Annotated in this window: 26 protein-coding genes and 2 tRNA genes; 19 read left to right on the forward strand and 9 right to left on the reverse strand. The window is 36.6% G+C overall.

Translation table 11 applies throughout. From position 1 onward, the window contains the following. Nucleotides 1–8: 8 nt before the first annotated feature. The 9 genes from gatC (at nt 9) to AOC36_RS01175 (ending at nt 8080) form a co-directional block, all read left to right on the forward strand. Entirely contained in the window at nt 9–305 is a 297-nt protein-coding gene (gene gatC / locus AOC36_RS01135) for an Asp-tRNA(Asn)/Glu-tRNA(Gln) amidotransferase subunit GatC (protein ID WP_067630228.1), read from the forward strand. Further along, a complete protein-coding gene (locus tag AOC36_RS01140; RefSeq protein ID WP_067630231.1) occupies nt 302–1660 on the forward strand; it encodes an amidase family protein in 1359 nt (452 codons plus the stop codon). The genes gatC and AOC36_RS01140 overlap by 4 nt, the downstream gene beginning before the upstream one ends. Continuing rightward, nucleotides 1650–3065: an Asp-tRNA(Asn)/Glu-tRNA(Gln) amidotransferase subunit GatB gene (gatB, locus tag AOC36_RS01145; protein WP_067630235.1), complete on the forward strand. Its 1416-nt coding sequence runs from the start codon at nt 1650–1652 to the stop codon at nt 3063–3065. The genes AOC36_RS01140 and gatB overlap by 11 nt, the downstream gene beginning before the upstream one ends. A gap of 42 nt (nt 3066–3107) precedes the next feature. Beyond that, nucleotides 3108–3767 carry a hypothetical protein gene (locus tag AOC36_RS01150; RefSeq protein WP_067630237.1) on the forward strand — a complete coding sequence of 220 codons (660 nt, stop codon included), beginning with the start codon at nt 3108–3110 and terminating at the stop codon, nt 3765–3767. 42 nt (nt 3768–3809) lie between these two features. Beyond that, nucleotides 3810–4994 (forward strand): O-antigen ligase family protein, encoded by a 1185-nt coding sequence (locus AOC36_RS01155; protein ID WP_067630239.1) that lies wholly within the window; start codon nt 3810–3812, stop codon nt 4992–4994. Between the two features lie 676 nt (nt 4995–5670). Beyond that, nucleotides 5671–6570 (forward strand): ABC transporter ATP-binding protein, encoded by a 900-nt coding sequence (locus AOC36_RS01160; protein ID WP_067630241.1) that lies wholly within the window; start codon nt 5671–5673, stop codon nt 6568–6570. Between the two features lies 1 nt (nt 6571). Continuing rightward, nucleotides 6572–7804, forward strand: a complete 1233-nt coding sequence (locus AOC36_RS01165; RefSeq protein WP_067630243.1) for an ABC transporter permease — start codon at nt 6572–6574, stop codon at nt 7802–7804. A gap of 104 nt (nt 7805–7908) precedes the next feature. After that, nucleotides 7909–7984: transfer RNA gene (locus AOC36_RS01170), tRNA-Asn, on the forward strand. Between the two features lie 20 nt (nt 7985–8004). Then, a tRNA-Glu gene (locus tag AOC36_RS01175) sits at nt 8005–8080 on the forward strand. 565 nt (nt 8081–8645) lie between these two features. Here the strand turns inward: AOC36_RS01175 and AOC36_RS01180 are convergent. The 5 genes from AOC36_RS01180 to AOC36_RS01205 all read right to left on the reverse strand — a co-directional run bounded on the left by AOC36_RS01180 (nt 8646) and on the right by AOC36_RS01205 (nt 12216). Next, nucleotides 8646–9074, reverse strand: coding sequence for an ATP-binding cassette domain-containing protein (locus tag AOC36_RS01180; RefSeq protein WP_067630245.1), 429 nt, complete (start codon nt 9072–9074; stop codon nt 8646–8648). Then, the gene (locus AOC36_RS01185; RefSeq protein ID WP_067630247.1) at nt 9074–9766 is read right to left on the reverse strand and encodes an ABC transporter ATP-binding protein; all 693 of its coding nucleotides are present in this window, start codon (nt 9764–9766) and stop codon (nt 9074–9076) included. The genes AOC36_RS01180 and AOC36_RS01185 overlap by 1 nt, the downstream gene beginning before the upstream one ends. Continuing rightward, complete coding sequence (locus AOC36_RS01190) at nt 9763–10815, reverse strand: hypothetical protein (protein WP_067630249.1); 1053 nt, start codon at nt 10813–10815, stop codon at nt 9763–9765. The genes AOC36_RS01185 and AOC36_RS01190 overlap by 4 nt, the downstream gene beginning before the upstream one ends. After that, nucleotides 10806–11585 carry a hypothetical protein gene (locus tag AOC36_RS01195; RefSeq protein ID WP_198401187.1) on the reverse strand — a complete coding sequence of 260 codons (780 nt, stop codon included), beginning with the start codon at nt 11583–11585 and terminating at the stop codon, nt 10806–10808. The genes AOC36_RS01190 and AOC36_RS01195 overlap by 10 nt, the downstream gene beginning before the upstream one ends. Nucleotides 11586–12015: 430 nt before the next feature. Next, nucleotides 12016–12216 carry a hypothetical protein gene (locus AOC36_RS01205; RefSeq protein WP_067630258.1) on the reverse strand — a complete coding sequence of 67 codons (201 nt, stop codon included), beginning with the start codon at nt 12214–12216 and terminating at the stop codon, nt 12016–12018. A 1439-nt stretch (nt 12217–13655) separates the two neighbouring features. On the opposite strand from AOC36_RS01205, the gene AOC36_RS01210 reads away from it, so the two are divergent. The 6 genes from AOC36_RS01210 to AOC36_RS01235 all read left to right on the forward strand — a co-directional run bounded on the left by AOC36_RS01210 (nt 13656) and on the right by AOC36_RS01235 (nt 20645). Continuing rightward, nucleotides 13656–14816 carry a hypothetical protein gene (locus AOC36_RS01210; RefSeq protein ID WP_067630261.1) on the forward strand — a complete coding sequence of 387 codons (1161 nt, stop codon included), beginning with the start codon at nt 13656–13658 and terminating at the stop codon, nt 14814–14816. 448 nt (nt 14817–15264) lie between these two features. Beyond that, the gene (locus AOC36_RS12420) at nt 15265–15693 is read left to right on the forward strand and encodes an ATP-binding protein (RefSeq protein WP_232505379.1); all 429 of its coding nucleotides are present in this window, start codon (nt 15265–15267) and stop codon (nt 15691–15693) included. Between the two features lie 421 nt (nt 15694–16114). Next, nucleotides 16115–16396, forward strand: coding sequence for a hypothetical protein (locus AOC36_RS01220; RefSeq protein ID WP_157777117.1), 282 nt, complete (start codon nt 16115–16117; stop codon nt 16394–16396). Nucleotides 16397–17504: 1108 nt separating this feature from the next. Next, complete coding sequence (locus AOC36_RS01225) at nt 17505–18212, forward strand: hypothetical protein (protein ID WP_067630267.1); 708 nt, start codon at nt 17505–17507, stop codon at nt 18210–18212. Nucleotides 18213–18973: 761 nt separating this feature from the next. After that, nucleotides 18974–19333 (forward strand): hypothetical protein, encoded by a 360-nt coding sequence (locus AOC36_RS01230; protein WP_067630269.1) that lies wholly within the window; start codon nt 18974–18976, stop codon nt 19331–19333. A 469-nt stretch (nt 19334–19802) separates the two neighbouring features. Beyond that, complete coding sequence (locus AOC36_RS01235; protein WP_078055029.1) at nt 19803–20645, forward strand: metallophosphoesterase; 843 nt, start codon at nt 19803–19805, stop codon at nt 20643–20645. A 60-nt stretch (nt 20646–20705) separates the two neighbouring features. Here AOC36_RS01235 and AOC36_RS01240 read toward each other — a convergent pair whose 3' ends face one another. From AOC36_RS01240 to AOC36_RS01250, 3 genes are all read right to left on the reverse strand, one after another. Continuing rightward, entirely contained in the window at nt 20706–22319 is a 1614-nt protein-coding gene (locus AOC36_RS01240; RefSeq protein ID WP_067630272.1) for a gamma-glutamyltransferase family protein, read from the reverse strand. Nucleotides 22320–22339: 20 nt separating this feature from the next. Beyond that, nucleotides 22340–23530, reverse strand: coding sequence for a hypothetical protein (locus AOC36_RS01245; RefSeq protein WP_067630274.1), 1191 nt, complete (start codon nt 23528–23530; stop codon nt 22340–22342). A gap of 398 nt (nt 23531–23928) precedes the next feature. Beyond that, complete coding sequence (locus AOC36_RS01250; protein WP_067630276.1) at nt 23929–24597, reverse strand: AIM24 family protein; 669 nt, start codon at nt 24595–24597, stop codon at nt 23929–23931. Between the two features lie 140 nt (nt 24598–24737). On the opposite strand from AOC36_RS01250, the gene AOC36_RS01255 reads away from it, so the two are divergent. Both AOC36_RS01255 and AOC36_RS01260 read left to right on the forward strand, forming a co-directional pair. Beyond that, complete coding sequence (locus AOC36_RS01255) at nt 24738–24941, forward strand: helix-turn-helix transcriptional regulator (protein ID WP_067630278.1); 204 nt, start codon at nt 24738–24740, stop codon at nt 24939–24941. Then, complete coding sequence (locus AOC36_RS01260) at nt 24938–25834, forward strand: hypothetical protein (RefSeq protein ID WP_067630281.1); 897 nt, start codon at nt 24938–24940, stop codon at nt 25832–25834. The genes AOC36_RS01255 and AOC36_RS01260 overlap by 4 nt, the downstream gene beginning before the upstream one ends. A 46-nt stretch (nt 25835–25880) precedes the next feature. Here the strand turns inward: AOC36_RS01260 and AOC36_RS01265 are convergent, their stop codons facing one another. Next, complete coding sequence (locus AOC36_RS01265) at nt 25881–26108, reverse strand: CsbD family protein (protein WP_067630284.1); 228 nt, start codon at nt 26106–26108, stop codon at nt 25881–25883. A 211-nt stretch (nt 26109–26319) separates the two neighbouring features. Between AOC36_RS01265 and AOC36_RS12130 the strand changes: the two genes are divergently transcribed. Both AOC36_RS12130 and AOC36_RS01270 read left to right on the forward strand, forming a co-directional pair. Continuing rightward, nucleotides 26320–26472 carry a hypothetical protein gene (locus AOC36_RS12130; protein ID WP_157777118.1) on the forward strand — a complete coding sequence of 51 codons (153 nt, stop codon included), beginning with the start codon at nt 26320–26322 and terminating at the stop codon, nt 26470–26472. A gap of 54 nt (nt 26473–26526) precedes the next feature. Then, entirely contained in the window at nt 26527–26778 is a 252-nt protein-coding gene (locus AOC36_RS01270; RefSeq protein WP_067630286.1) for a hypothetical protein, read from the forward strand. Nucleotides 26779–26784: the final 6 nt, after the last annotated feature.

Genomic DNA, 26784 nt, shown 5'->3' on the forward strand with positions numbered 1-26784 from the left:
GGATAAACATGAAGCGATTTACGAATGAACAAATAGATAGTTTGTGTGAAGATTTAATGCTTACAATCTCTGACGAAGAGCGCGCTTTTATTCTTAAAGAAAGTGAAATCTTTATGGCTCAGTTGGAAGCAATACAGGATGTGGATACCGATAATGTAGCCATGATGTCCTATCCTTTTGAAGTTGAAACAAATTGGTTGCGTGAGGATGTGGTAACCCACGTTCTATCACAAGAAGTGATGTTTGAGAATGCACCTAAAACGCAAGGTGATTACATTGAGATTGTGAAGGTGATTGAGAAATGAGTGAAGCAGTAATATCCAAGATAAAAGAACACGATGCATCCTTGAATGCGGTTGTATCGTATATTGATAATTTTGAACCCCTCCCAACAGGCCCACTAAAAGGCTGGTCTGTTGCACTTAAAGATAATTTTAATATGAAAGGGACCTTAACGACCGCAAGTTGTAATTTGTTGTCGAATTACACATCAATTTACGATTCTCATGTTGTACAATTGTTGAAGCTCTCTGGTGCTGATTTAGTGGTGAAAACATCGATGGATGAACTTGGAATGGGTGGAACCAATTTAAGTGCGCTAACAGGTCCGGTTCATAATCCATATGATTATGACCGCATCTCAGGTGGGTCTTCAGGGGGTTCTGCAGCACTTGCAGGGAAACACCTAGTGCGCCTTGCTTTGGGATCTGATACCGGTGATAGTGTGAGAAAACCAGCGGCATATTGTGGAACAATCGGTGTTAAACCAACCTACGGTCGTATTTCTCGTTATGGTGTGATACCGTATGCTTCTTCATTGGATCATGTGGGTTATTTTGTGAACACAATTGAAGATGCAGCTCAAACTTTGGAGGTTCTTGCAGGCCGTGATGATCGCGATATGACCTCATCATTTGAATCTGTACCCGAATACTCAAAACTTCTCGATATGGATTTGCAAGGTAAACGTATTGGAATCTTCAAAGATGTAATGGATGCAATCACAGATCCACAAGCATTAGCGTTATTTGAATCATTTAAAAAAGACCTTGAAGAAAAAGGTGCGATTCTTATTGAAAAGCACATGAGTCGTGAACTTCTCGTCACCATCTTACCTGTGTATTACACAATCTCTACCTGTGAGGCTGTTGCAAATCATGCAAACCTTGATGGGCTTCGTTTTGGGCTGACTCAAGAAGGCGATTCATTAGAAGCGCTTATGACGAATACACGTACGAATGGATTCAGTACAAACATTAAGAAACGCTTTATCTTTGGTGCCTTTGGACTTGATGATGCGAATCAAGAAGAAATATTCAATAAAGCAAAACGGATTCGTCGCTTGATTGTTGATGCCTATTCCGCAATGATATCAGATGTAGATGTCATGGTGTGTCTTGCAACTTCAACTGTTGCACCACTAATCAGTGGATCTGAAGTCGATGAGCTTTCAGACCAAAACTTAATTGCAGAAAATCATATGATTATTAATAACTTTACAGGATTCCCAAGTCTTACACAACCGATTGGAAAAGTAGATGGAATGCCATTTGGAATTAATGTGAGTGCAAAGGCTTTTGATGAACAAACCTTGTTTGCTTATGCACATCAATTTGAATCAATCATTGGTTGGGAAGGAGACTTTAAGGATGAACTATGAAGCTGTTGTTGGAATTGAAATCCACTGTGAATTAAAAACTGAAACAAAAATGTTCTCAGGAGCTCCGCTTTCATTTGGAGGAAGACCAAATACCGCAATTAATGAGATTGATTTGGCTTACCCTGGAACCTTACCACAAGTAAACAAAAAGGCAGTCCAATTTGGTGTGCGTTTATGTAAAGCACTCAAATGTGAGATTGACCCTGTATTGACCTTTGATCGCAAGAACTACTACTATTCAGATCTTCCAAAAGGATATCAAATTACACAACAAGAACATCCAATTGGTAAGAATGGAGTGTTTGATATTTATGTAGGTGATACATTAAAAACAATTCGTATTAATCGACTTCACCTTGAAGAAGATACAGCAAAACAATTTCATGAAGGGGATAAAACACTCATTGACTTTAACCGCGCTGGAACGCCGCTTGTTGAAATTGTAACCGAAGCAGATTTTAGAACACCCGAAGAAGCAGCAGCTTATGTTGAAGGCATTCGCATGCTTGTTGTATATTTAGGTGTATCTGATGGACGTATGTCTGATGGATCATTACGTTGTGATGTGAATGTATCCATTCGTCCTATAGGAGTTGAAGCGTTTGGTACGAAAGTAGAAGTAAAGAACCTTAATTCGATTAGTAATGTTCAAAAGGCGCTTGAATATGAGTTGAAACGTCAGGAAGAAGTGCTGAATCGTGGTGAAAAGGTTGTGAGTGAAACGCGTCGTTTTGACGAAAAAACACAAACAACACAATCCATGCGCTTAAAAGAGACGGCTGTGGACTATCGATATTTTACAGAACCAAATATTACACCAATCCGTATTCCTCAAGAAATGTTTGAAGAGCCATGGTATGAACTTCCTTCAGAACGCATTACACGTTATATTGAGACCTGTGGGTTAAGTGAATATGATGCGGATGTACTGACACGTAATAAGGAATTGGCAGATTATTTTGATCAAATATCAGTCTTGACCTCATCCTATAAATTAGCGGTTAATTGGATTACCCAAGATTTGTTGGCGGTAGTGGATCATAAGGGTGAACAAACCTTAGATAGCTGGATTACACCAAAACATTTTGTGGAATTCTTGGATGCAATCGAATCTAAAACTATTTCCTCAAAACAAGCCAAAGACGTTTTTGTGGAAATGCAAAAAGGATTGGGTCCTAAGGAGATCATTAAGAAAAAGGGGATGGTTCAAGTTTCTGATGAAGCAATTCTCTTGGGATGGATTCAAGAAGTCTTGGATGCAAACCCACAAGCAGTTGAAGATTACAAAAATGGCTTGGATCGTGCTCAAAAATTCGTAATGGGTCAAGTAATGAAGTTGTCTAAAGGCCAAGCAAATCCACAAGTCACGAATAAGCTTGTAGTGAGTGAACTTGCGAAACGATGACGAATACGTTAAAATTGAGAGTGCAAAAGGGAGGACCTTTTCATGAGTAAAAAAGTGAATACAAAAAGTACAACAAAAAAGAAATCAAAAGGTAAGAAAAAGGATTGGTCTTATTATGTTCTTATCGTGAGTGCGGTCATAATCGCAATCCCGGTATTATTTTTAGGATATGTAGCATTGACTGCAACACGTGGATCAGGGGCACCTGTTAGTGGCAATCGATTTGAAAATGATTTAAATCCGGCCATCCAACAATCAGAAATAAATACAATTGTGTCAAATATTACGGCACTGGATGGTGTTGACGCAGCTTTCGCGGAATTGAAAACTGCAACGCTGCGGATTTATGTATTAGCACCGGATGCAAGCGAGGAGACACTTAAAACTACCGCAACCAATGCGTATGCTAAGGTAACCGAAACATTAGACCCAGAAGTATACTTTACGATTCAAGATACGAAGAAGCAATATGATCTTGAAATCCATGTTTATAATCAAAAGGAAGTGACTGAAGAGTCTAAACCGGATTATATTTATGTGCTTTACTGGAAGTCTTCGAACATGGAAGAGCCTTCCGCTCAAGTACTTACAACACCATTGTCTCAAGAAATTGTAGATTACTTCAGACAAATTGATGACGAAGCAAATCAAGACTCTGAATCAAACAATGCGGAAACTAACAGTGGGGAAAGTGGCGAGTAAAATCTCGCTTTCTTTTCTATTGTACCCAAGGGAGGTATGAGCGTGGAAAAAAGAGCCTCTTATTTAGAGCGCTTTGAATTACCAGTGTTTATTTTATTGCTCTTTATGCCTGACTTTGTATTTTTGCCAAGTCTTGTGTTGTTTGTAATATACTGGTTATATGATTACATCAAGAATCATAAATTCAAGTGGTCATTTTTATGGCTCTTTTTAGCGTATGCGTTTGTTATTGCGGTAAATGCAAACAATACGCAAGGAATTATAACAGTTGTCTATGTCTTTATGTTGTATGTGATGATTACTCACTTTAGGCGTATCATGACGCCCTCACGCTATAACTTGATGCAATATCATATTACAGTCGCATCCATCATCAATTTCTTCTTTAACTTTGTGAATATGAATCCAGAATGGGCTAAACCAGTAACAGACATCCTTGATACGATTATCGCAAGAGGGCACTTACCTCAATTTAGAGATGGGTATTATCGTGCCTATTCTACGTTTGATAACCCAAATCTCTATGCCTTTATTTTGCTTCTAGTATTGTTGATTATCTTCAACCAAATTGAGTTGCAGATTGCATTCAAGCGGTATAAAGAAGCCGCATTCTATATGGGAGCGTTCATGATTAATTCTTATGCACTTCTTTTAACACAAACACGCTCAATCTTATTGGCACTTGCTTTAGGGATTATCATAATTTTAGTTGCCCAAGAACGGTGGACGCAATTAAAACTTTTAGTCTTTATTGGAAGTTTGGTCGCTATTTTTATTCTTGTGAATCCAGATTTATTCCCGCGCTTTATGGAGTTAGAAAATCATGCACCAATTCGCTATCATATCTGGGATGATGCGATTGCCCAGATTCGTGTAAATCCTTTTTTTGGCGAAGGATTCTTCACCTATGCCCTTCATTTCAACTATTCGGATGCTCACAATATCTTTTTAGACACCTTAATTAACTTTGGTTTATTTGGATCTATAATCGGTGGTGCCTATCTAATTGAGATTGTATATCGTTATACGCGCGATGCTCATCCATTGGACATGCCATTAGCCCTTGGAATCTTAAGTGCAACCTTGGTGTATTCAATTTTTGATATCGCAATCTACGCAGTTCAAACCAGTATTCTTTTAGCCCTCGTGTTTATCATTCCAATTCGACAAACACCCGGTCCTAATATTACAAAAGAAATTGTAGATGCGCATCATGAGAAACTTTAAAGTAATGATTCATGATGCAATCTCACTACAACGATGTTGCGGTGTATCCTTATTAAGTTGAGGAATACACTGCAATTTTTTTGTTGGACAAAAAAGGGTTTATTGGGTTGCTGATTTCATAGCGAACCATACATTTGGATTGAGATTCACTTTCAGATTATAGGTAAATAGAAAGCGCTCTTGTTGGATGCATAGATAGAGGTCGAACCCATATTTACAAAGGATATCCTTTAGGGTTCATGGTAGATAATTTAAATCATTATGTTCCTAATCTGTCATGTTGTAGAGTTCTTTGATTTTGGGATGTGATGGTGTATTTCGATGAAGTGACGACAATTAGTGCTGGGGAAAGGTCATTAATGGACCTTTATACATCGTCTATAACATATAATAAATAAGCATCATCTATATCAAAGTGGACTTTCATGAGTATTAGCGATTCAAGCCATACTCAAAAAGACGATGATGCTCAGTTCATGTTTCATCGAAACGCAAACGTATTCTTGAGGCTAGCAGGTTGTTAAGGTTTGGAAGAGCTTCTTGTGATTTCCTAAGAAGTGTCATGTTAAGACGATGTAATTTACAAGAAATCGAAAATAATATAAAAAATTTAGAATGGTATTAATAAATTGAATAGTAATTGTACTAGTGTTATAATACATTAAGGAGGTAGGGTATGAAACTAGAATTCAAAGGAATAAATAAATACTTTGGAGATTTCCATGTACTTAAAGATGTATCATTTACTGTAAATAGTGGTGAAGTCTTTGGTTATTTGGGTCGAAATGGTGCCGGAAAGACAACATCAATTCGAATTCTTATGGATGTCTTTAGAGCAAATAGTGGCGAAATTTTAATTGATGGAACACCATTTAATTTGGAAAATTATAAGATAGGATATTTGCCTGAAGAACGTGGCATGTATTCAAAGGCAAAAATTAAAGACCAATTGGTGTACTTTGCGATGTTAAGAGGGGCAAGTAAACATGATGCAGAGGCTTCCGCGATGAAATGGGCACATCGGTTTGAAATCGACCAATACTTAGATCGTAAACTAGAGACACTTTCAAAAGGGAACCAACAAAAGGTTCAAATTACTCAAGCCTTTTTGAATGAACCCGATATTTTGATTTTAGACGAACCGTTTAGTGGTCTAGACCCAGTAAACTCTAAAGTGTTTCAAGATGCTTTGGTAGAGTATGTGAGTGAGAATCGTTTCGTGATTTTTTCAAGTCATCAAATGAGCTATGTTGAGACATTCTGTGATCGGATTGCGATTATTAACTTCGGTGAAATTGTCCTAGAAGGTGATTTAAAGTCAATCAAGCGTGATTTAGGACTAAACAAGGTATTTGTGAGCGCGAATAATTATTCGCTTCAAGAACTTTCTGAATCATTTACAGCCAAAGGCTACGATGTGTCTCTTGATGGGAAGCATATTGTGGTAGCCTTGTTGGATAACCAAACAAAGACTGATCTTATTCAAACCTTAATTAATGAAGGTGTTGATATACATACTGTTGGCGATTATGAGCCGACATTACAGGATATATTTGTGAATGAGGTAGGGCGATAATATGAAACGATTTAATGTAGTATTTAATTTTGAATTAAAAAGCTTGCTCTTTAAAAAGAGTGTGATTATATCAACACTTGTGATTGCAGTCGTTGCCTTTGGAATCACCTTTGTACCACGATTTGCATCCGGTATTTTTGATTCTGAAAGTGGTGAATCTGAAGGTCAGTTTGAAGTAGTCTTTGATGATACATTTGGACTGCTCTTTGAAAACGAAGCAGACCGCCTGCTTTTTGTTGATTTTATAAAGAATGCGCAAATCTTTACAAGTGAAGAAGAGCTTAAAGCTGCAGTCATTGATCGTACAATCGACGAAGGGATTGTATTTCACTCAGCAACAAACTTTACATCCTATTTATTCGATACTTCATTAGCCAATATGGGTAATAGTGTCGCTTATACAATCACACAGACTGTAAACTTTAATTTGTTCTTGGAACAAAATAATGTCGATCCAAATGTTGTTACTGATGCATTAAGCATTCCAATTCAAACAAACCAAATTGCGTTGGGAACAGATGGAACCCAAGGACTAATCTTCGTCTATATCTTTATCTTTGTGACGTATTTCTTGATTCTGTTATATGGTGCAAATGTTTCAACATCCGTAGCACGAGAAAAAGACAACCGGACAATGGAGTTATTAATCACAAGTACACAACCCCGCGTGCTTATTTTAGGAAAAGTATTTTCAGCAGGGATTGTTGGTATTGTCCAATTCCTTTCGATTGTTGGAATCACAGCATTAGGAGTCTTTTTGAATCATGAGTATATACCTGAAAGCATTATGAGTCTTATTGGTGGGAATATGAGTTGGGATGCAATTCTTGTGTTCTTAGTATTCTCAATCTTTGGGTACATTTTATACTTGTTTATCTATGCAGCACTGGGTTCACTCGTGTCTAAGGTTGAAGATGTGAACAGTGCAGTTCAACCTGTAACGTTTGTATTTGTTATCGCGTATTTTGTTGCGGCAATGTCAATGAATCTTCCAGATGCTGGCTTTGTAAAGATAAGCTCATATATACCCTTTACATCCTTGTTCACAATGCCAATTCGGTATTTGCTAACATCAGTGAATGTTATTGAGCTGCTGTTATCTTTATTAACAATTGTTGGAACTACCGCATTTATTGCAATGATATCAATATATATCTACCGATATGGTTCACTCAATTATGGAAATAAACTAAAGCTTAAAGATGTATTTATAGCGTGGAGACGTGGAGAATAGTAGGGAGGGTTTCGGCCCTCTTTTCTATTGGAAATTTATTTTAAGAAACTTTTTAAAAATTGCTTGACCACTTATAGTTTGTATGTTATATTTTATAAGCACTTGCCTGAATAGCTCAGTCGGCAGAGCAACTGGCTGTTAACCAGTGGGTCGTAGGTTCGAGTCCTACTTCAGGCGCCATTTGCTCATTATTACAACATGGCCTGTTGGTGAAGCGGTCAACACACATGCCTTTCACGCATGCATTCACGGGTTCGAATCCCGTACAGGTCACCATGTGAAAATAACAAACCCTTAGCATTATTTGCTGAGGGTTTTTTCTTAGTGTGCCAGGCATGGCATCTATCTAGCTGGTGCAAGTCCAGTCAAAGTTATTTACCGTCAAGTGTAACGAATCACAAGTCGAAATCAGTGATGATGGGGTGAAAGAAGTGGGGTAGTGAGTCATTTGAGCCTACGAAAAGAAACTTGATATAAGGCTAAATGGGGGATGAGGTTGATAAACAAACCGAAGTCCAAAAGGTAAACGTAAACCCAAGACAGTAAATCAAGAGGTTATGAATGATTAAAGATGATGATGCAACTTATCGTATCGTTCAATCTGATGTTTGAAAAGGACACCCGAAAGTGTCCTCCAAACTTCTTTGGGGTAATCATTACCCCATTATTTTTATAGCTGTAACTAGGTCTTATCCTAAGTTATTTTGTACCGCCCAAACAATGAAGCACAGAGATCATGCTTAATCCTGTGGTTATGTTTAAAAATTATCGAGACATTTTCAAATTCGCTTGATATGGGATTTATATTTTTTCGAGAATTCTTATTTATAGATTGAGCAGTTCATAAGTCTACATTTTTCCCATCTTCTATATTCACTATCTTTCGGCACTCGTTTGCAACATTGATGTCATGCGTTACTATTATTGAAGTCATTCCTTGTTGATTTAATGACTTAATCACCCCGATAATCTCTAAAGAAGTCTTTGAGTCCAATGCTCCAGTAGGCTCATCAGCCAAAAGAACTGATGGTTTAGTTACAATTGCCCTTGCTATCGCAACCCGCTGTTTTTGTCCCCCTGAAAGATTTTCTACCTTCTTGTTTGCTAATTGTTCAATATATAATGATTTCAAAGCTTTTAAAGCTTCTTGTTTCACATCAAATATCAATTGTAATAAACCTAGTGATGGCGTTACGAATGTTTCTGTTGTGAGAATGGAAAAAAGAACCTCTCGCGATGAGTGGTTCTTCCCTGTATGCTCAACTTCCACTACCTTGTTACACCCTGTTCAGGTTTAATAGTTCCATCGAGCATCTCAATAATCCGATCACACTGGTTTGCGAGCTCAACATTATGCGTGACCATTAGAACAGAAATACCTTCGTTCACAAGTCCTTTAAGAAGACTGAAAATATCTTTTGAAGTTTCAGAGTCTAAGGATCCAGTGGGTTCGTCAGCAATCACAACCCTAGGTTCATTTATGATTGCTCTTATGAGCGCAACTCTTTGTCGTTGACCTCCTGATAAATTTTTAACTTTTTTGTCGATAATACTTTCTAAACTTAATTGGCTCAGATACTTTTCCACTCGAGTTCTCTGTTCTTTTTTTCCAATCTTTTGCGCTGAGTACATGAGTGGAATTCGTATGTTATCAAATACTGAATCGTTTTCAATTAAAGAGAAATCTTGTGTTAAGTAACCAAAAAATGAATTTCTAAGTGTTGCTTTTTCTTTTTCGCTCAATTCAGTTGTATTCCGCCCATCAATTATGACAGTTCCACGAGTCGCATCCAAAATTAACCCAAGGATATTGACCAGTGTTGTTTTCCCGCAACCCGATGGTCCTATAATTGCAACGATTTCAGACGCTTCTATGGAAAAGTCTAGATCATCGAGTGCTACAAGTACACTTTCACCATCATTATATTCTTTTCGAATCTGTTTTGTTTCGACTATTTTCATTTGAAATCACTCCTTAATAGACTTGATATTTCTGAGTTGAACAGTGTTTTAATTAGTGGAACTGTGACTATAACTTGACCAATTGCTAATGCACCATAGAAATATGCTGGTGAAATACCGTCTGGCACAACACTCATAATTACGGTCGTTAATAGAAGTGCAGGAATTAAATACATGAATAAGACAAGCAGTTCAATTCTAACGATAATTTGCGTGTTGGTTGCGCCATAGAGCATGCTAATTGAGTATTCTCTTAAATTTGTTCTAACAATGTCATTTAAAATCAAGGTTAGGTTTATCAATACAAAAACGAAGACGAGTGCAAAGAATATAAACAACACTAAGTCATTCATAAACGTTTGTACAAATGGTGACGATTCATTGACATAGTGTGGATAAATTGTCATTTTATCATTGTCTAAAAGTCCAATTGCTTGGACGACGTGGTCTTCATCACTATCATATAGGTGCAAATTGTTTAGGATTTGCTGGTTTTCATCATATGTTAAGTTGCTTATTGAATGTGCATCACTGCTAACAATCACAATCGAATTTTGAAGGTCTACACTTCCGTTTCTGCTATCAAAATACGCTTGTTCTTTAAATACATTATTTTCATTTATTTTATATTCACGCATCGTAGTCTCAAGTATATTTCTACTAATGTTTTTACCATAAAGAATCATATCTTCATCATTCCTTTGGTTTTCTCGACTCATGAAATCACCGAAGAAGTGAATTTTTATATATGCGTTCTCATGGGTTGAATACCACGAATACGCTTTATAACCTTCTAAAATAGAAATAAGCCCATCTGTCAATTGTTGTTCATCACCTAATTCGATGACATTTGATTTGTTCTGAGTCCGTATCCCAATAATGTTGTTTTGTTTCACTGTATTAAGCAGTATTAGCGTCGAAAGTCCACTATGAAATTGATTGGTAACTAATATGAGACAGAACAATGATATCAGTAATTGAACAATGAAACTGAGTGCAAGTGATTTCACTTTCGCTAAATCCTTACCGACTAATTTGATCATTTCCATGCTGTACCACCTCCAGATTTTGTGTTTAAATAAACAGAAACGGACGTTGTGATAAACAAGATGGTTAATGATATAAGTGTACTTATTAGACCAATACCGGGTACTTTTTCTGTAATAAACAAAGGGTTCATGATTGGCATGAGAACCAATCCAGCGACCACCACAGAACCAAACTCGATCTTTAATAAAGATTTAAGGTACATCAACGTAATGGATCCCCTATGACCTCCATATAATCTATTGACTGCAATTCTTCTTCGATCCAAAATGAGATGATGCTTGATGAACATGTAAACAATCATACTGATAATAAGATATGAAATAAGCATTATATTTATAGCTGGATTGTTAATTACAACATTAATGAAACTCCGATTGACGGGCATGCTTGATACATCATAGATTTCTTGTGGAAAGACGTGTTCCCATTCTTCTGAACATTCTTTGCAGTCAGTTTCAAGATAATACAACCCTTCAACTGTGGTTCCAAATCCTTCATAGTTCGCAATATAATCAAAGTTTAGGCGCTCATTTTTCATGAATTCCCCCGTAAATTGACTCCGATCGAATCCATACTGTTCAATATTTCTTGAGAAAAAGGTATTGTTTGAAGTTAATAAAAAGTCAGCACTGCTTGACATAACGCCTTTGAAAACATCCTCGATTCCTCTATTGATTACCATAACCTCAATTCCATTTGAGTCGTTAGGAACATAAATTATGCTCGTTTTTGTTTGTTGGAACAACGTCTGTATTGCGTTTATTATCAACTCTATTGTCTAGATCAGTAGGAGCAAGAGATGTTACGTTAATTTTTTTTACATTCTCTCTCAATCCGAACCGATTTATGCGATTATAGTTATATGATACAGAAATATAGACAACTAAAATAAACGTTGTTGCTGAATAAAGAAATGACAAGACAAAAGTCTTTATTTTCATAAATATCTCCTTACATTATTAGGGTAGAATCTTTTCCATATTCTTTATATTAATTGATTACCAACACATTAAAAACTAGACCTATCGGGAATTGATTGATCTATATTCAAATCCATATCTAAACTGGGTTCGTGGAGCCCATGGGTTTAGGCTATCCCAATACCTGTAGGATCTTGAATAAATGCCTGATCCTCTATATGTATTATTATATAGTTTTCCTGTATCATGTGTTCCTACTGAACCTTCATAATATCTTATCTATCCACGACTGTACTCTTTTTGAGAATTATATCGGTATCCTGGAGAAACTTGAACATAACCGTCATAGTAAAGTCCAATAGGAGAACTTTCTTTTGAAGATGCCCAATTGGGTCCAATATAAGCACTCACGTTTGTAGTAAACATGATTAGCAAAATCAGTGTAAAACTCATCCTATTTAATATTTTTCTTTTTTTCATAATACCCCCTGGTTATAATAAGAAATAGAAACCTACCTTTGATTACTATATTACCAATGCAACCAATTTTACACAATTTAAGCTTATTTATGACCAAGTTTTTTTATGATCATCGATTTTATTGTACTTTAATAATTTTCAGTGGTCTCGTTTTGAAGAAAGGTTAATCAATTCTTTCGTAGGTATCAATTTTTTCTTTTAAAGTGAATTAAGTGTGTGAAGTAACGAGAAAAGTCAATGTTTATTGAGAGAATGGCTCTATTTAGTGCTATAATCCCGTCTTTGACACCTCAGAAGCTAAAAAATGGTCTTAGGCCCTTTAAATAAATGGTTTATGACCATTTCTCTTAGTGTGCCAGGCATAGTTCCTATCTAGCTGGTAAAAATCCAGCTACAGGTGTTTGCCACTAAGAGTAACGAACCACAATCCAAAAAGCAATGATAATGGGTGAAGGAAGTAGTATAGTGAGTCTTTCGTTCCTACAACTAGAAACTTGAATAAGGCTAAATTGGGGATGAATTTGTTCAATTGCCTGAAATTAAAGATATTCAAAATATATAAGGAGCAGTACGAGCACATGGTGTACGTAATAAAGCTTGTATACAATCTTTTGAACAACTTATTGATAAGTAAGAAAACGAAGTTGCACATATATCATCGAGGAAAAATTCAACCAACGTAATATATCTTGGTTCACAACCTAAAGATAATCGTAAGCGATTTAGTGAAATAGCAGGAACCCAATTGGTTTGGAGCAAATCTTGAAAAGACTCTATTGAAATTGATCGCGTAACCCCTGAACGCTTAGGGAAATATGAAAAAAGAAGATCGCTGTAAACAACGATTGATTGGATCCCTTTGATTTTTAAATTAACACGAAGGGAAAAGTATACCTATGCCCGAGAACCAATTTGGGCAGAAAAATCGAAAGAAAAGAAAAAGCCGATTTCTTCAATATCCATGAGGAATAAGAAATACGTGAAAACTCCGCTGTGACAAGAAGAAACGCACGCAACTTAACTGAAATAGTAAATGATGGCAATAGAAATACAGCTGAAGCAATTGAGAGAAGAAAAAAATAGGAACTGGGCATATTAAACGTCAGTATTATTATATGGAGCTCCAGGTATCAAAGTTTCTGTTCAGGTTAACAGGAAACTAGCTTTGGAGGTATCGGTTGGCGTGACTGCGACAATTTATGCATTAGGTACAACTAGATTGTTTTATTGAGGGTCCGTTAGTGGAACATAATTAAATTTTGTGTGATAATACGGGTAAGAAGCAAGCTTATGTTAAGTTGCAGACACTTTGCTCATAAGTGAGATGCACCAATTTTACAAAGAATCAATGCAAACAATGGTCAAGTGCGAAAGTGGGTGCATTCTTGATTACGAAAGAAAAAGGGATGAAAAGATCGGTATTTAATTTGGGGGTGAATATGAAAACATTTTGTAAAAAGCAAACAACATTTTTAATAATTAGTGTAGTATTTTTGGTACCATTCTATATAAGTGTCTATCAGTTTCTTTTAGGCAAAATGCTACCTGTAGATGGTAGCGCAGTTCATTTGTCGAAGTTTTTATTGTTTCTTTTTTCAACATTTGCATTATTCGGTCTTATTGAATATGTTTTTCTCTTGTTGAGATCTTTATTCAAAGTGTTTGTTTATTTTTGTTGGTTCAAAACTATCCAATATTATGTAATATATCCGTTCATATTTGACGGGAATATAAAGTTTAGACCGTTAAGACTTTTAAATAGTAAAGAGACGCAAAGAGATGTGTTTTTACTCAATCTATTAAGAGAAATACCAGAGGGGTTTAAAGAGGAGAAAATGCAGAAGCGGTTTAAAACAGGAATACGCATTAATGAAGTATCATCAATATTTTCTATGACTATCATCGCTTTGTTTCTTTATCCGAATTTTGGTTTCTTTGTTATTCCATTGTTCATTGGAAATGTCATACTCACGATTATGCAGGGATATGCTCTTTATGATTACAGGCTAGTAGGTCCAAAGCAGGTTGGTACATCACTAACGCTAGAAGAATACTTCTTGACAGGAAATCTGTCGCCAAGTTTAGGTGTAAAGAATTATCGTCATTATCTTGAGCGATATATTGAAACCCAAGAGACAAGCCACATTGAGATATTGTTAAGTGTCTTTGAAAATTATATGTTTCTCTATCTCTGCGAAGCAACTAGTGGTGAAGCACTGGGTTCAGATGACGTGAAAACGATCTATTCGAAAATTGTTAGTCCATCACTAAATGACTTGTATTCGATAAAAGGTATTACGAGACAATTAAGAAATCGTCAATTGTTAACATTAATAGGTTCAATTGGTAGAAAATATGATAAAACTGATTATATAGAATTGTACTTTCAGTTAAGCCAACAATATGTTTTAGATTTACATAATAATAGTAAAGTTCCGATTTCTGATGCCATCAGTGAGACATTTGTCTCTTTTGATAATTTTGTTAGGAAAGACGGACACTTGACAACAACAAATCCGTATTTAGTTCCGCTCTTTGGTGCACTTTCTTATGAGATGAAAATCGAGAAAGAATTAATAGATTATTTGTTGCTGAGTTAGGGGAATCAAAGTCACATAAATATGCTATTGTTACGATGTCAATGAGGTATGTGTACCATTTCAACTCTGGATCTAAAGATCCTTTTTTGTAATTGAGAAAGGGAAGACATCGCTCCTTAACAAACGAATACAGGAACTTGATTTGCTGTGCTATAGTAAGCTGCAATAAGTTTCCGTTTGTGATTAACACCTACAGATTGATATGATATATGCACAAGAGAAAACGCCCTGTTAGGGACGTCTTGTTCGTAGTGATTAGTTATACCCTACGTTTGAATCGTTTACTATACTATATGTAACACGTTATCTGAAATCATTCAGTTTCAAACCCAAGTTCACACGCCACTTTTCATTTAGAACCATGAAGTGAAAAGAAAAGAATTACTCTTCGATGATGTTAGGGGCAAAGATATTTCCGAAGATAATATTAATAGAATAGGAGCAAGCTATGACGAATACTGAGTATGGACATTTGCTTAGCAACTTTGAATATCTTAAATTTATAGGGATTCAGAATCATACAGAAGAAACAATTGATTTTGTAAACAACTTCAGGTATACAGATGTCCAAGGCTTAATAAAAATGACAGACTATGAGGAGTGGTATCGTGAAGCCAATATAATAAAGGCGACGGTGATAGTTGGAGGATTCCCACACTTTAAGGGATTGGATGACTTTGACTTTCAAGAAAATATTAATAAAGATCAAATTATTGATTTCATAACGCATCGCTTTATCCACGAGAATCGGAACATTGCATTCATGGGTTCTAGTGGTGCAGGGAAAACGCACTTAGCAGCGTCGAATGGTATTTTATTTGCCAAAAAGCAGGAATCGCATACTACATTAAATGTCACGCACTTATCACTCAATTGAAGAAAGCAAAGCTGGAAAACAGATTTGAAGCAGAATCAAACGTTTCGTGAAATACAAATGTCTATTCATCGACAAGATTGGTTACTTGCTCTTCAATGCAGCGAATTTATAGATGTTATTCCAACTGGTCGATAAGTATCACGCGTCAGAGTCAACAATCTTCACCACAAACATGAATTTCTCAAAATGGGAAGATGTATTTAGTAATCCGACAATCGCTCATTCAACATTTGTCCGTGTTCTTCGCCACGCTCATGTGTCTATATCGCAGGAAAATCATGTAAGTTTTAGGATTATTATGATGAGAATGGAGGCGCAGATCAATTGCACATACTACATACTAATGTTGACAGGTATAGCTAAGTTAATCTTGTATGTTACCAAACTCCTTATCATAATTATACCTAAAGGGGGGCATCGAATGAAAAAAAGAATAATACTCAAGTTATCATTGGTCTTAATTTCAGTTTTGGTTATTTCAAGAACAGCAGAACTTATTGACTGTAATAGGCTTTCAAAAATGAAACCTCCATTACTTGCGATAAATACAAGGAATAATACGAATGTAGGATTGGGTTATACAATACAATTCGATCCCCTTTATCCCCACCAAATAACAGGGGTGGTTCTATGGGGAGGGGATCAGAATAGAATCAGTGATCCATATTACGCATATTGTTTATGCTATTATAATTTTAAATAGTCATAGTGCAAAGCTGTACGCAATTTAAAAATCACAATGATGTATTATGGTGCTTCGAAATACACAGCGTATATTTTCGTTGATATTTAATTTAATGCGTGATAAGGGCATGGCATAATTGTGAAACGATTGAAACTCTTTGGGTTTGAGGTGTATAAACTCTTCCGACTACAAAATGGGATTTTGATAGTACTAGTAGAAAATTTGAAGCAGTTAATATAATTGGTTTATATCTTGTTCTTATCGCAATCTAGGCATTTCAGGTTTATAAATTAAAACAGATAGGACGTGAAAAGAATGATAATTTTGTAGAATTGTGCTCGGCGTGCTTTTTTAATTATTGATGAAATTTAGGGCTGGCCTTTTATTCTTATTAGAGAACCTATCGTTCAGATATTGGGTTCTTTTTATTTTGGGAAGGGCATTTGTTTGGATCGTGATGAAAAAACTGTTGCAAATTTTGATTAAATACATGTGAGTCTGTGACATTTTAAGTTGTTTCGACCATTTATTAGTGAACCAATCAACCGTTGATATTTGATGCATCGAAAGAATGATGATTAACATTGATGTAAGTTCACAGATAATAGCTTAAATGCGGATGGTGTAGAAAATGAGGGTTTGATGGAAAATCGGTTGAAGACACAAAATACCAGGGCTTATAAACTCATTGAGCGGTATAAAAGCACGGTCTATTGAATAGCACTGATACGTGTTGGAAATCGATATGATGCGGATGATATATTTCAAGTAGTATTCATGTCGTATTGTAAGAGACCGCGAATTTTTGTGAGTGAAGGTCATTGTAAAGGCTGGCTAATCAAGACAACATTGATTAGACGCCAAAACTGATTTGAAAGTAAACCGCGGAATGTTAGTGAGCTGACTGAGGAATATGATGTTAAGTGTTCTACGCATGATGCCTATCAATTTGTTTTGGATGGGTTGTTGAAGCTTGATGATAAGTATCGAGCGGAGCTGTAACTATACTATTTTGAAGCATATTTGACGAAAGAAATTGACTCAATCTTAAATGTAAAAGAAGGTACAGTATGGATACAGATGAAATGTGGCAGGGAAAATTAAAAAAAATTGGAGGAATTGAGAGATGAATAAAAGAGAAATTGAGTTTTTGAAATCTTCATTTGAAACCAGTGATGCACTTGTGGAAAAAACGAAACAACGTGTACAAGTTGCTAAAAAGAAACAGCAAGTGGGTTTTGGGTTTGTGCTTGTGATGGTACTTGTTGTTGGTTTAGCTATTATTCAAAGTATGTTACCAAAAGGAGACGAAGTACAAGGTATTGTTGGATTGCCCATCGAAGATTCATTTATTGTACCGGATGCTTGGCAAAAAGATGGATCGGTTTCACTGATGTTGGATTATCAAATCGAGGGGCTTGATGATTGGTTTAAACATGACATAGATGCAATTGTGATTGCGAAAGTAGTCGATATTGGAGAATCAAGATTAAGTGATGAGCTTATTAATGTTATTACGGATGTATCGGTAGAAGTGCTTGAAACAGTTGTAGGGAGTGTCGAAGGAACACTGACTGTACGCGAAATAGGGTTTAGTGCGTATACGGAAATGTCCCAGCATTCATGGTATGCAACACGGGAGGGTGGCGTTTATGTGCTTCCCCTTGCGAACGAAGAGGAAGGATGGCGGATTGAATATGATTTGTTTGTCCTCTTTGAAATTGATGAAAATGGAAATACTGATTCACATTCCAATTATGAGCAATTTCGTAAATACAATGGAGCGCCTTACACAACATTAATTAATGATATTAAGGCATTTATGCATGAGTAGTGGTTAAACCTCGATAGAGTGCATCAAATCAAGGATGTATTTCAAAGAAATAAATGAATTCAGTAAGCAGACCACCTTTGTATCACCAAGAGGTTCATGCTTTTGCAAGTATCCCAATTGAAATCTATGCATCAAAAAAGACTTTTGAAACGTTGGCACTAAAATCATCCAAGGAGTATTCCTCATTGATCTAATTATACGCCTTACACTGAAACTGAGTTGACTTACCATTGTTATCGTGAGTATAGTCATGGGGAGCACCACATCGTGGACAAGAAGTCTTCTTAGGAATCGCTGAACCTTTGCGTCTGGTCCTTACCTTTTCGTTCAAAGCATTCAGCCTTCGCTTGTTCAAAAGTTATGGGAGTATGTTGTTTATGGATATCAGGTGGTTGATCAACTCGAAAGTATCGGTAAGGATCGGATACTGGAGATGGGTTTTTATCTTTAGGTAGGAAACGAATAAGAAAAAACAATGTTTGAAAATTGATTTAGAAATGAAGTTTAAAATTGAAAGCTGAAGTGATATAATCTTAACCATGATAGTAGTTCTCCTATTGTGGTTAGTTGCTTACAATTGTAGAGAATTGCTACCTCTTTTTGAATATGAGGGCATTAAATGTTTGTAAGTCCACCCAAACTAAGGGGGGGAAAGACAAAAAATGATATAAAACAGTAGTGAATAAAGGGGTCGTGAGCTGTTTTACTGGTTGATTTACTAATCAGTTTTGACACAACCTATTAAGTACAAGGGGGATTTTATGATATATGAAGACGGAACTGTAATAGAAGAATCTGATTTGACAGCTATCTATTCTAGAAGAATTGAAAAACACGAAAATTATGAAGTGTGGCAACACCCTTATATCAGGGGAGATGTTTTAGAGAATGATCCTGATTTTCAGCTTGTTTATTTTAATATAGACGGTTCTGTAGACGCTTATCATGTGTCAGATAAAGCATATAGATTTAAAGATCTAGTTCATTTAGGGAAACTGCAACTTGTCTACCATGATATTACTTTAGAGTTCTACGAATACACGCACCTAGTAAAAGATGTGTGGTCAAGTGAGTCGGATTTTTACTTTTCAGAAATATTAAAGAAAAAGGAAAGGGAATAGTAAGGGAGTGTTGCAAAAAAGCACTCATAAATTTACGTTTTATTTAAGTAAATTAGTTGCATGATTATTGCATTCTCCTTAGCTTTTACCGTGGTTACTATTACAGCATATGCAGCGAATAGGTGGATAGTATAAAAACATCATGGAAAGATTATCTGGGGTCTTTAGATAATCATGCAAAATCTTAGTATCATACCCTTTGATAATGAATCTTCCCATTTAGATTAAGTGCGATTAGACAATATGCAAGACCAACTTTGACAAAATCAAATAAGATGTGAGGGAGTATTTGCGCAAGATCATAGTCATGGTGGTTTTCTCAGAAGTTTTTTTAAAACGTGCATGGGTTTATTCTTCATACACCTTCTTTAAACGAGACTTCATGTTACAATCACCAATAATAAATCATGCTAGTAGGCATTATATATGATTGCTTTGTATGGTATGATTATCACAAAAAGAGGTGCTTATGTCGAAGAAAAAAAGAAAACTATGCGTATTTATTGGTGTTGTTGGCATCTGTATGTGGTTGTATTGGGGAAACCATGCGATTCAAACGACCACGATTACAGTGGCAGTTAATGAAGCATCACAAGGGTTGCAGGGTTTTACGATTGTACAGGTTTCAGACGTTCATAATGCATCATTTGGGTCACAACAACACAAACTCATTGATCGCATTAAGAAGGAGTCGCCAGATATTATCGCAATCACAGGTGATTTAATTGATTCAAGTCATACTGATGTTGAGGCTGCGATGACACTGATTCGGGGACTCACTGATTTTGCTCCAATATACTTTATAACAGGGAATCATGAAGCATGGACGCATCAATATGCGGACCTAAAACAACAATTACTTGAAGCAGGCGTATTTATCTTAGAAGATACCGATACGATCATCGAGGTGAATGATGTTTCTATTCAGCTTATTGGATTAAGTGATCCAGATTTTACAGGAGGACTTGATGTAATTGAACGGGAAGGTTTCTTATCTAAGAAACTGGAACAGCTTATTGAAACGAAACATGACTATTCGATTGTGCTATCACATAGACCAGAGTTTTTTGATGTCTATACATCATCCGGTGTTGATCTAGTACTTACGGGACATGCACATGGTGGTCAAGTACGGTTGCCGTTTTTGGGCGGACTTGTCGCCCCTAATCAAGGGTTGTTCCCTGATTATTCAGAAGGGGTTTATGAAAGGGACAAAACACGGATGGTTGTGAGTCGAGGATTGGGAAATAGTATCATTCCTTTACGCATCAATAATCGACCTGAGCTTGTGGTGGTTCGCTTAGGATCATAAAGTAGGTTTTAGATGAATGGAATAAAAAAGCTCCTTGTACGGAGCTTTTCAATTGGATTACTAATAAGCGGCCAGTGTTCCATCGGCACGGGATTCTGTGCCTCCAACATAAACGCCATTCTTTTGTTTGATGATGATTTGTCCACGTCCATACATCAAAGATTCATTCGCATAAATGACATTGTGTCCCAGGTTTAAGAGTCCTAAAGCGATGCTCTTTGGGAAGTCGGGTTCAACTTCAATTGTTTTATCCTTGAGCCATTGCCAACGCGGTGCATCCAATGCATCTTGTGGATTAAGGTGGAAATCAATGAGGTTTGTAACTGCCTGTACGTGTGCTTGAGGTTGAAGGGGTCCTCCCATAATTCCAAAAGGTCCTAGATGGACATCATCTTGACTTAAGAATCCTGGGATAATGGTATGGTAAGGTCGTTTAAATGGTGCGAGTTCATTAGCATGACCTTTCTTTAGGTTAAATTGCGCACCACGGTTATGAAGTGCGACGCCATAACCTGGTACAAAGCACCCTGAACCAAATCCAGTGTAACAACTTTGTATGTATGATACCATGTTTCCTTCGTTATCTGCAGTTGCAAGATAAACGGTTCCACCACCAGGTGCTTCATCAAATGTTGGCATGCATGCTTCATTTAAATCAATTACAGCTGCTCTTTTCTTTGCGTATTCTTTTGACAAGAGCATGTCGAGATTTACATGAGTGAATTTTGGATCTCCAATGTATTGGAGTCCATCACTAAATGCAAGCTTGATGGATTCGATAATCTTGTGGTATGAGTCGACATCTTTCCCATTACTTAGTTCGAAGTTTTCTAAGATGTTAAGTGCTTCTAAAACAACGGGACCTTGGGTATTTGGTGGTAGTTGCCACACATCGTAACCTCGGTAATTTGTGGATAAGGGTTGAACAAATTCAACGTCAAATTTTTCTAAATCACTTTTACGTAAATACCCATTGTAATCCTTCATAAAGGCATCAATTGCATCCGCAATTTCACCTTTATAGAATGCATCGGAATTCGTTTCACCGATAAGTCGCAAAGTTTTTGCGTGATCTTTGAGGACAATCTTATCCCCAACTTGAGGGATACCCTCATGGATTTTAAAAGTATCAAACCATGTCTTCAGCTCTGGGTGATTTTTGAGTTGGTCACCGTAAGTTTTCGCGTATCGTTTGAATAGCCTGCCTACAGTTGGGGCTACAGCATAGCCGTTTTCTGCAAGAAAAATCGCCGGTTCAAGCACATCAATCAGAGGCAATTTTCCAAATTTTTTGGATAATGCTGCCCATGATTTTGGAATACCAGGTACAGTAACGGGTGTCACACCAAAGAGATCAATCGTATCACCTTTTTTACGTAATTCATCTGCGTTAATGAGTTCAGGTGCAAAACCAGAACCATTTAGGCCATATAGTTTTCCTTGATAACTGATGATTGCGAATGCGTCACCACCAATACCATTTCCTGAAGGTTCACACACGGTAAGGGTTGCGGCTGTTGCGATTGCGGCATCAATGGCGTTCCCCCCTTTTTTTAAGATCTCAAGTCCCGCTTGTGCAGCATAGGGGTTTGAGCTTCCTACCATTCCATTGGCACCATAAACGAGGTTTCGCTGTGATGTATAGTAGTGAACGTATGGGTTAAATTTTAACATAAACTAAATACCTCCTTTTGTTATTTAATCAGTGGTGCAAGAATTCCAGCAATTACAACTGAGAAAGTTGTAACTGAAGCAAAACCTGCAATTACATAGGTTGGTGCAATTACTTCAAGCACTGCAGCTTGTTCATCCTTGTCATCACTCACTGCCTTAGCAATTTCGTTTGCAATTAAGTAGGTTGATGGGAATCCAAGGAGTTGTCCAACAGCAATCCCAACAGCAATGTTTTTTGAACCCACGATTTTTCCAGTCGGTAACACATAGAATACTAAGAGTAATGCTGCGATTGTGACAACAAAGACTAAGAGTAAGTTAAGTCCTAATTCGGCGAAATCGCTGAATGAAATTGACGCGAGTGAAGGAATGATGGATGCAAATACCACAATTGATAAGAATCCAGATGTTTTCCCTTTTTCAAGTATTTTTGGTGGTACTAATCCTGTATAACCAATAACAGCACCAAAGAGTAGACAAAGAATCGTATAGTGGATGTTTATGCCAACTTGTAATAATCCTTTTGCGCTGATGTTTGCGATAAATACAAATAAGGCACTCAAACCAAGGCAGACAAAGTCTGTAAAATACTTATCATATTTTTCATAAAATGGTACAGTTGTTTCCTTTTCTACTGCTTTGCCTTCTTTTACAAGCGGACTTGTTGGTTTTCCAGCACGGTATCGTTCGATGATGAGTCGTGCCTCTTTGAGTCCAAAAAAGGACGCAATTGGGGTTCCAACAAATTTTTGAACAGCATAGAGGATTGCGGCAAATGCAGCAACTGTCGGTGCATCCACCGCCATCGCAGCATCAGACATCATTTTCGTCGCGATGAGTCCTCCATTAATAATTGGAATTGATGCGATCACATTGTTTGATCCAATAACTGGGATCAAGACCAAAAGTGCTACACCCGCTACAACCATGGATAAAACAGTCAGTAAAACGGTTCGCCATTCTTGGATAAGTTGTTTGATGTTAATCATGGTACCCATGTGGAATACTAAGAATCCTGCAGCCCATGTAGATACTACATCTAATCCAGAAATTGCGATAATATCTTTTGGTATAATGCCACTCATAAATCCTACCAAAAAGATAATTAACGCTACAAATACAGATGATACTTTTGCCTTGGTCGCAATGCCTAAAAAGTCTCCGATTGCGAAAATTCCAAAGCACACTAATAATGCTCCAAATATAGTCATATACACTTCTCCCTTTTTTTGTATATTGCGATACAGTATAGCACTGGGGTTTATTGATTTCAAGGGATTATTTACGAAATGCAGTTCAAGGATTTGTAACAAATCATGAAAATGTGATGAAAATGAACTAACTTGTGAAAATATTTGCAGAATTATATGAAAAGGACGGACGATATTTTCAAGAGTGAAATGTATCTATGGAAATTAGGGCACGCTTTTAGATCAAATTATTCCTCATAATTAGGGTAGCAAAACTACGTTCCATAGATGTTAAGCACAGTTTCAAAAAGGTATAACAAATACAGAATTCTTTGAATAATTACAACTGAGTTATTACTTCGGAAATAAGTGAGAAGTAAGAAAATCTGCGAAAAAAAAGGTGATACGATGTATCAACCTTATTTCGCAACAAATGGAGCAAGTACGCCTGCAAGACCTGTAATTGTGATTGATTGTAATGTCACAGTTCCAGGTCCTTTTATTACGGTATCAAAGAATCCTTCACCGCCAAGTAATTTGTTCTTGAGTCCCTTAACGCTGACAACCTCAAGGGAACAAGTTGAATCCATAACGGCCATGATTCCTGTATCACAAACAAGTTCTTCCCCTGATTGTAGTTCATAGTCAACAGCGTGACCATCAATTTCTACAAAAGCAATTCCAGGACCAGTGATCTTCTGAAGGATAAATCCTTCACCCCCAACAAGACCTGCTCCGAGTTTCTTTTGCATATGAATCTCAAGCTTTACGGATTCTGTTGCGCCAAGAAATGCTCTTTTCTGACAAATTAGGGATTGACCCGCTTGGAGTTCATAAGCACGAATACTTCCTGGAAAAGAGGATGCAAATGCTATTTCTACTGGACCTTGGGCTTCATAATAACTGAGGAATAAACTTTCACCAGATACCATCCTACCCATCATTTTTCCAAGCCCACCGCCTTTAGTCTCAGTATTAATGGGGCCTTTTACCCATGTACGTCCACCGACTTCACTAAACATTTTTTCGCCCTTTTCCAATTCACAAATTGCAACTGGTAATGGTTCTCCAACAATACGGTACTTCATGAGTCCTCCTTATAGATGCGTGTATGCATGTGACTAATAAGAAAATTATATCATTATCTAAATATTCAAACAATAGTGTAAAGTATACTTGACATCACATCGATTCTATGTTAAGTTTACTTTACATAGGAGGTGGTGTGGTGATTACAAATAGAATTAAAGAAATTCGAGAAATTAAAGGGTACACTCAAATTGATCTCGCTTCGATGGTGCAAGTTTCAAGGCAGACCATAATCTCCCTTGAAAAGGGGTCCTATAATCCCACTTTAGAACTTGCTTTTAAGATTAGTATCGCATTGGATGCGAATATAAATGACATATTTATGATGGAGGATGAAAAATGAAACGGTTTAGGAATCGAGTGGTGTATCTTGTCATTGTGGTGTGGGGTCTCTTTTTTTCGCACCAAGTCTATCGTGCATTTATTAAAGATGTGACATTAGGTAGAGTTACATCTAAGGATTTTGTCTTCTTTTTAGTAATGCTGGTTGGGTTTGTTGTTTTCTTGGTTTCGAGTTTGATTATTGAAAAGCGAAAATCAGGGCTTCCTTTGAAGTTGTTTTTGAAAGAGCATATTGATGTGCTTGATGAAGATGAGCGTGCATATCAGATTGATGCAAGTGTTCGAAGATCAACGGCCTCGATCCTCTTAATGGCGACAATTATTATTTGGGTTATTCTGGAATCGTGGCTACACATTAACGTGTTCACAAACGCAGATTTGCTTTTCTTGATGGCAGTTCTCTTTACGATTTACCAACTCTTGACCTATCATTCAATTAAGAAAGTATATGAATCAGATGAGCAATCACTTGTTTTGAAGCATTCATTTATTAAAAGTGTGTGTATTGCAATCATTACGATTGGACTCTTTGTGGGATGGCAAAGGATACAAAATATTGAATCTGATCATCAAAAAAACAATGTAACCATCGTAGGGTTTACTCAAACCGCTGGATCGAGTGTGAGCTTTGGTCCTATTGAAGGGCAGTTAGATTCAAAGACACAATCAATTGTTGTTTCACAAGATAATTATAGAATTTTAAATCGGATACTGAATCTAGATATTGATAGCCTTCGGGTATTCAATGGCACGATTGACGCGTATCAAAAAGCGAGAGAGGATCATGTCTACACAAAAAATATGGACCCGGATTTGTTCTATCTTGGACTTAGTCCAGTGAGCGTTGTATTTAATGATTTTGATATGGGGATAGTGATACTGGTTGTTGAATAAAAAAAACAGGGGTCATAGTGTGTATGATCCCTGTATATTAAGCAGATTATTTGTTGAATTTATCTTTTATATCATCAACAACATCTTCAGCTTTGTCAAAGACGTCGTGTGCTACGTCTTCTGCTTTTTCTTTTACATCATGGGCAACTTCCTTAACTTTACCTACTGCTTGATCAAAGATTCCTTCAGCTTTGGTTTTAGTATCTCCAGTTAAGTCACCAACGGTTTCTTTAACTTTACCTTTGATTTTGTCGCCTGTTGAATTGTCTGGCATGGTCGAGCCCTCCTTTAACATTATAGTAGCACCATTGATACCCAACAACAATTGTTATGCTTTGTGTGACTTATAATTGTTTCAAAAACCCATCGATGATAATTGTCGGTAAATTATGGGGTATTTTGTGTTCTTATAGGTAAAGGGAATGAAGGATTGTTTAAGTTAACGATTGTTGATAAAATTATTATATTAGGAGTGTAAACATTGTATGGATCGTAAAACATTCAAGGTATTTATGAGTTTTCTTGTGTTGTTAGTTGGCTGTGGTCAGACCAATAGTGCTGTAAAAGATTTTAAGGATTTTGGATTAAGCGCACCGAAGAGTTCGATTCGTGAGGATGTGTATCAAGAAGATCGTTAGTTTGGTGAAGCAAGTGATTATATCATTTATGAATATGATGATGCGTATGTTCAAATGTTGGATGCAGTTGAACTTGAATCATGGACTGTTCAAAAAACACAGTATAATCAAGTTGCATCTGGAAGTTTGCAATCGATGCAGGGAACGTTTGATTCAATAGATTTCACTCAAAAAGCGAAAGCTTGTGGTTCCTATGACGGATACTTAATAGAAACAAAGTATCCAAGTACAAATCCTGAAACGCAGGCATATATCATGGTATGTGAAGAAATAGGAGAGATGATTTTTATTTTTAGTTATTGGTAAAACAAT

Origin of the sequence: Erysipelothrix larvae (assembly GCF_001545095.1) — a bacterium.
In the GTDB taxonomy this organism is placed as follows: Bacteria; Bacillota_I; Bacilli_A; order Erysipelotrichales; family Erysipelotrichaceae; genus Erysipelothrix; species Erysipelothrix larvae.

What these genes read in the sequence shown, in the direction of transcription:
- AOC36_RS01220 (WP_157777117.1), top strand. Translation starts at nt 16,115, where the DNA reads ATGAAAAAAAGAATAATACTCAAGTTATCATTGGTCTTAATTTCAGTT.
- AOC36_RS01250 (WP_067630276.1), bottom strand. Translation starts at nt 24,597, where the DNA reads ATGAAGTACCGTATTGTTGGAGAACCATTACCAGTTGCAATTTGTGAA.
- AOC36_RS01225 (WP_067630267.1), top strand. Translation starts at nt 17,505, where the DNA reads ATGAATAAAAGAGAAATTGAGTTTTTGAAATCTTCATTTGAAACCAGT.
- AOC36_RS12420 (WP_232505379.1), top strand. Translation starts at nt 15,265, where the DNA reads ATGACGAATACTGAGTATGGACATTTGCTTAGCAACTTTGAATATCTT.
- AOC36_RS01245 (WP_067630274.1), bottom strand. Translation starts at nt 23,530, where the DNA reads ATGACTATATTTGGAGCATTATTAGTGTGCTTTGGAATTTTCGCAATC.
- gatC (WP_067630228.1), top strand. Translation starts at nt 9, where the DNA reads ATGAAGCGATTTACGAATGAACAAATAGATAGTTTGTGTGAAGATTTA.
- AOC36_RS01235 (WP_078055029.1), top strand. Translation starts at nt 19,803, where the DNA reads ATGTCGAAGAAAAAAAGAAAACTATGCGTATTTATTGGTGTTGTTGGC.
- AOC36_RS01270 (WP_067630286.1), top strand. Translation starts at nt 26,527, where the DNA reads ATGTTGGATGCAGTTGAACTTGAATCATGGACTGTTCAAAAAACACAG.
- AOC36_RS01230 (WP_067630269.1), top strand. Translation starts at nt 18,974, where the DNA reads ATGATATATGAAGACGGAACTGTAATAGAAGAATCTGATTTGACAGCT.
- AOC36_RS01150 (WP_067630237.1), top strand. Translation starts at nt 3,108, where the DNA reads ATGAGTAAAAAAGTGAATACAAAAAGTACAACAAAAAAGAAATCAAAA.
- AOC36_RS12130 (WP_157777118.1), top strand. Translation starts at nt 26,320, where the DNA reads ATGGATCGTAAAACATTCAAGGTATTTATGAGTTTTCTTGTGTTGTTA.
- AOC36_RS01185 (WP_067630247.1), bottom strand. Translation starts at nt 9,766, where the DNA reads ATGAAAATAGTCGAAACAAAACAGATTCGAAAAGAATATAATGATGGT.
- AOC36_RS01205 (WP_067630258.1), bottom strand. Translation starts at nt 12,216, where the DNA reads ATGAAAAAAAGAAAAATATTAAATAGGATGAGTTTTACACTGATTTTG.
- AOC36_RS01165 (WP_067630243.1), top strand. Translation starts at nt 6,572, where the DNA reads ATGAAACGATTTAATGTAGTATTTAATTTTGAATTAAAAAGCTTGCTC.
- AOC36_RS01140 (WP_067630231.1), top strand. Translation starts at nt 302, where the DNA reads ATGAGTGAAGCAGTAATATCCAAGATAAAAGAACACGATGCATCCTTG.
- AOC36_RS01160 (WP_067630241.1), top strand. Translation starts at nt 5,671, where the DNA reads ATGAAACTAGAATTCAAAGGAATAAATAAATACTTTGGAGATTTCCAT.
- AOC36_RS01265 (WP_067630284.1), bottom strand. Translation starts at nt 26,108, where the DNA reads ATGCCAGACAATTCAACAGGCGACAAAATCAAAGGTAAAGTTAAAGAA.
- gatB (WP_067630235.1), top strand. Translation starts at nt 1,650, where the DNA reads ATGAACTATGAAGCTGTTGTTGGAATTGAAATCCACTGTGAATTAAAA.
- AOC36_RS01240 (WP_067630272.1), bottom strand. Translation starts at nt 22,319, where the DNA reads ATGTTAAAATTTAACCCATACGTTCACTACTATACATCACAGCGAAAC.
- AOC36_RS01260 (WP_067630281.1), top strand. Translation starts at nt 24,938, where the DNA reads ATGAAACGGTTTAGGAATCGAGTGGTGTATCTTGTCATTGTGGTGTGG.
- AOC36_RS01190 (WP_067630249.1), bottom strand. Translation starts at nt 10,815, where the DNA reads ATGGAAATGATCAAATTAGTCGGTAAGGATTTAGCGAAAGTGAAATCA.
- AOC36_RS01210 (WP_067630261.1), top strand. Translation starts at nt 13,656, where the DNA reads ATGAAAACATTTTGTAAAAAGCAAACAACATTTTTAATAATTAGTGTA.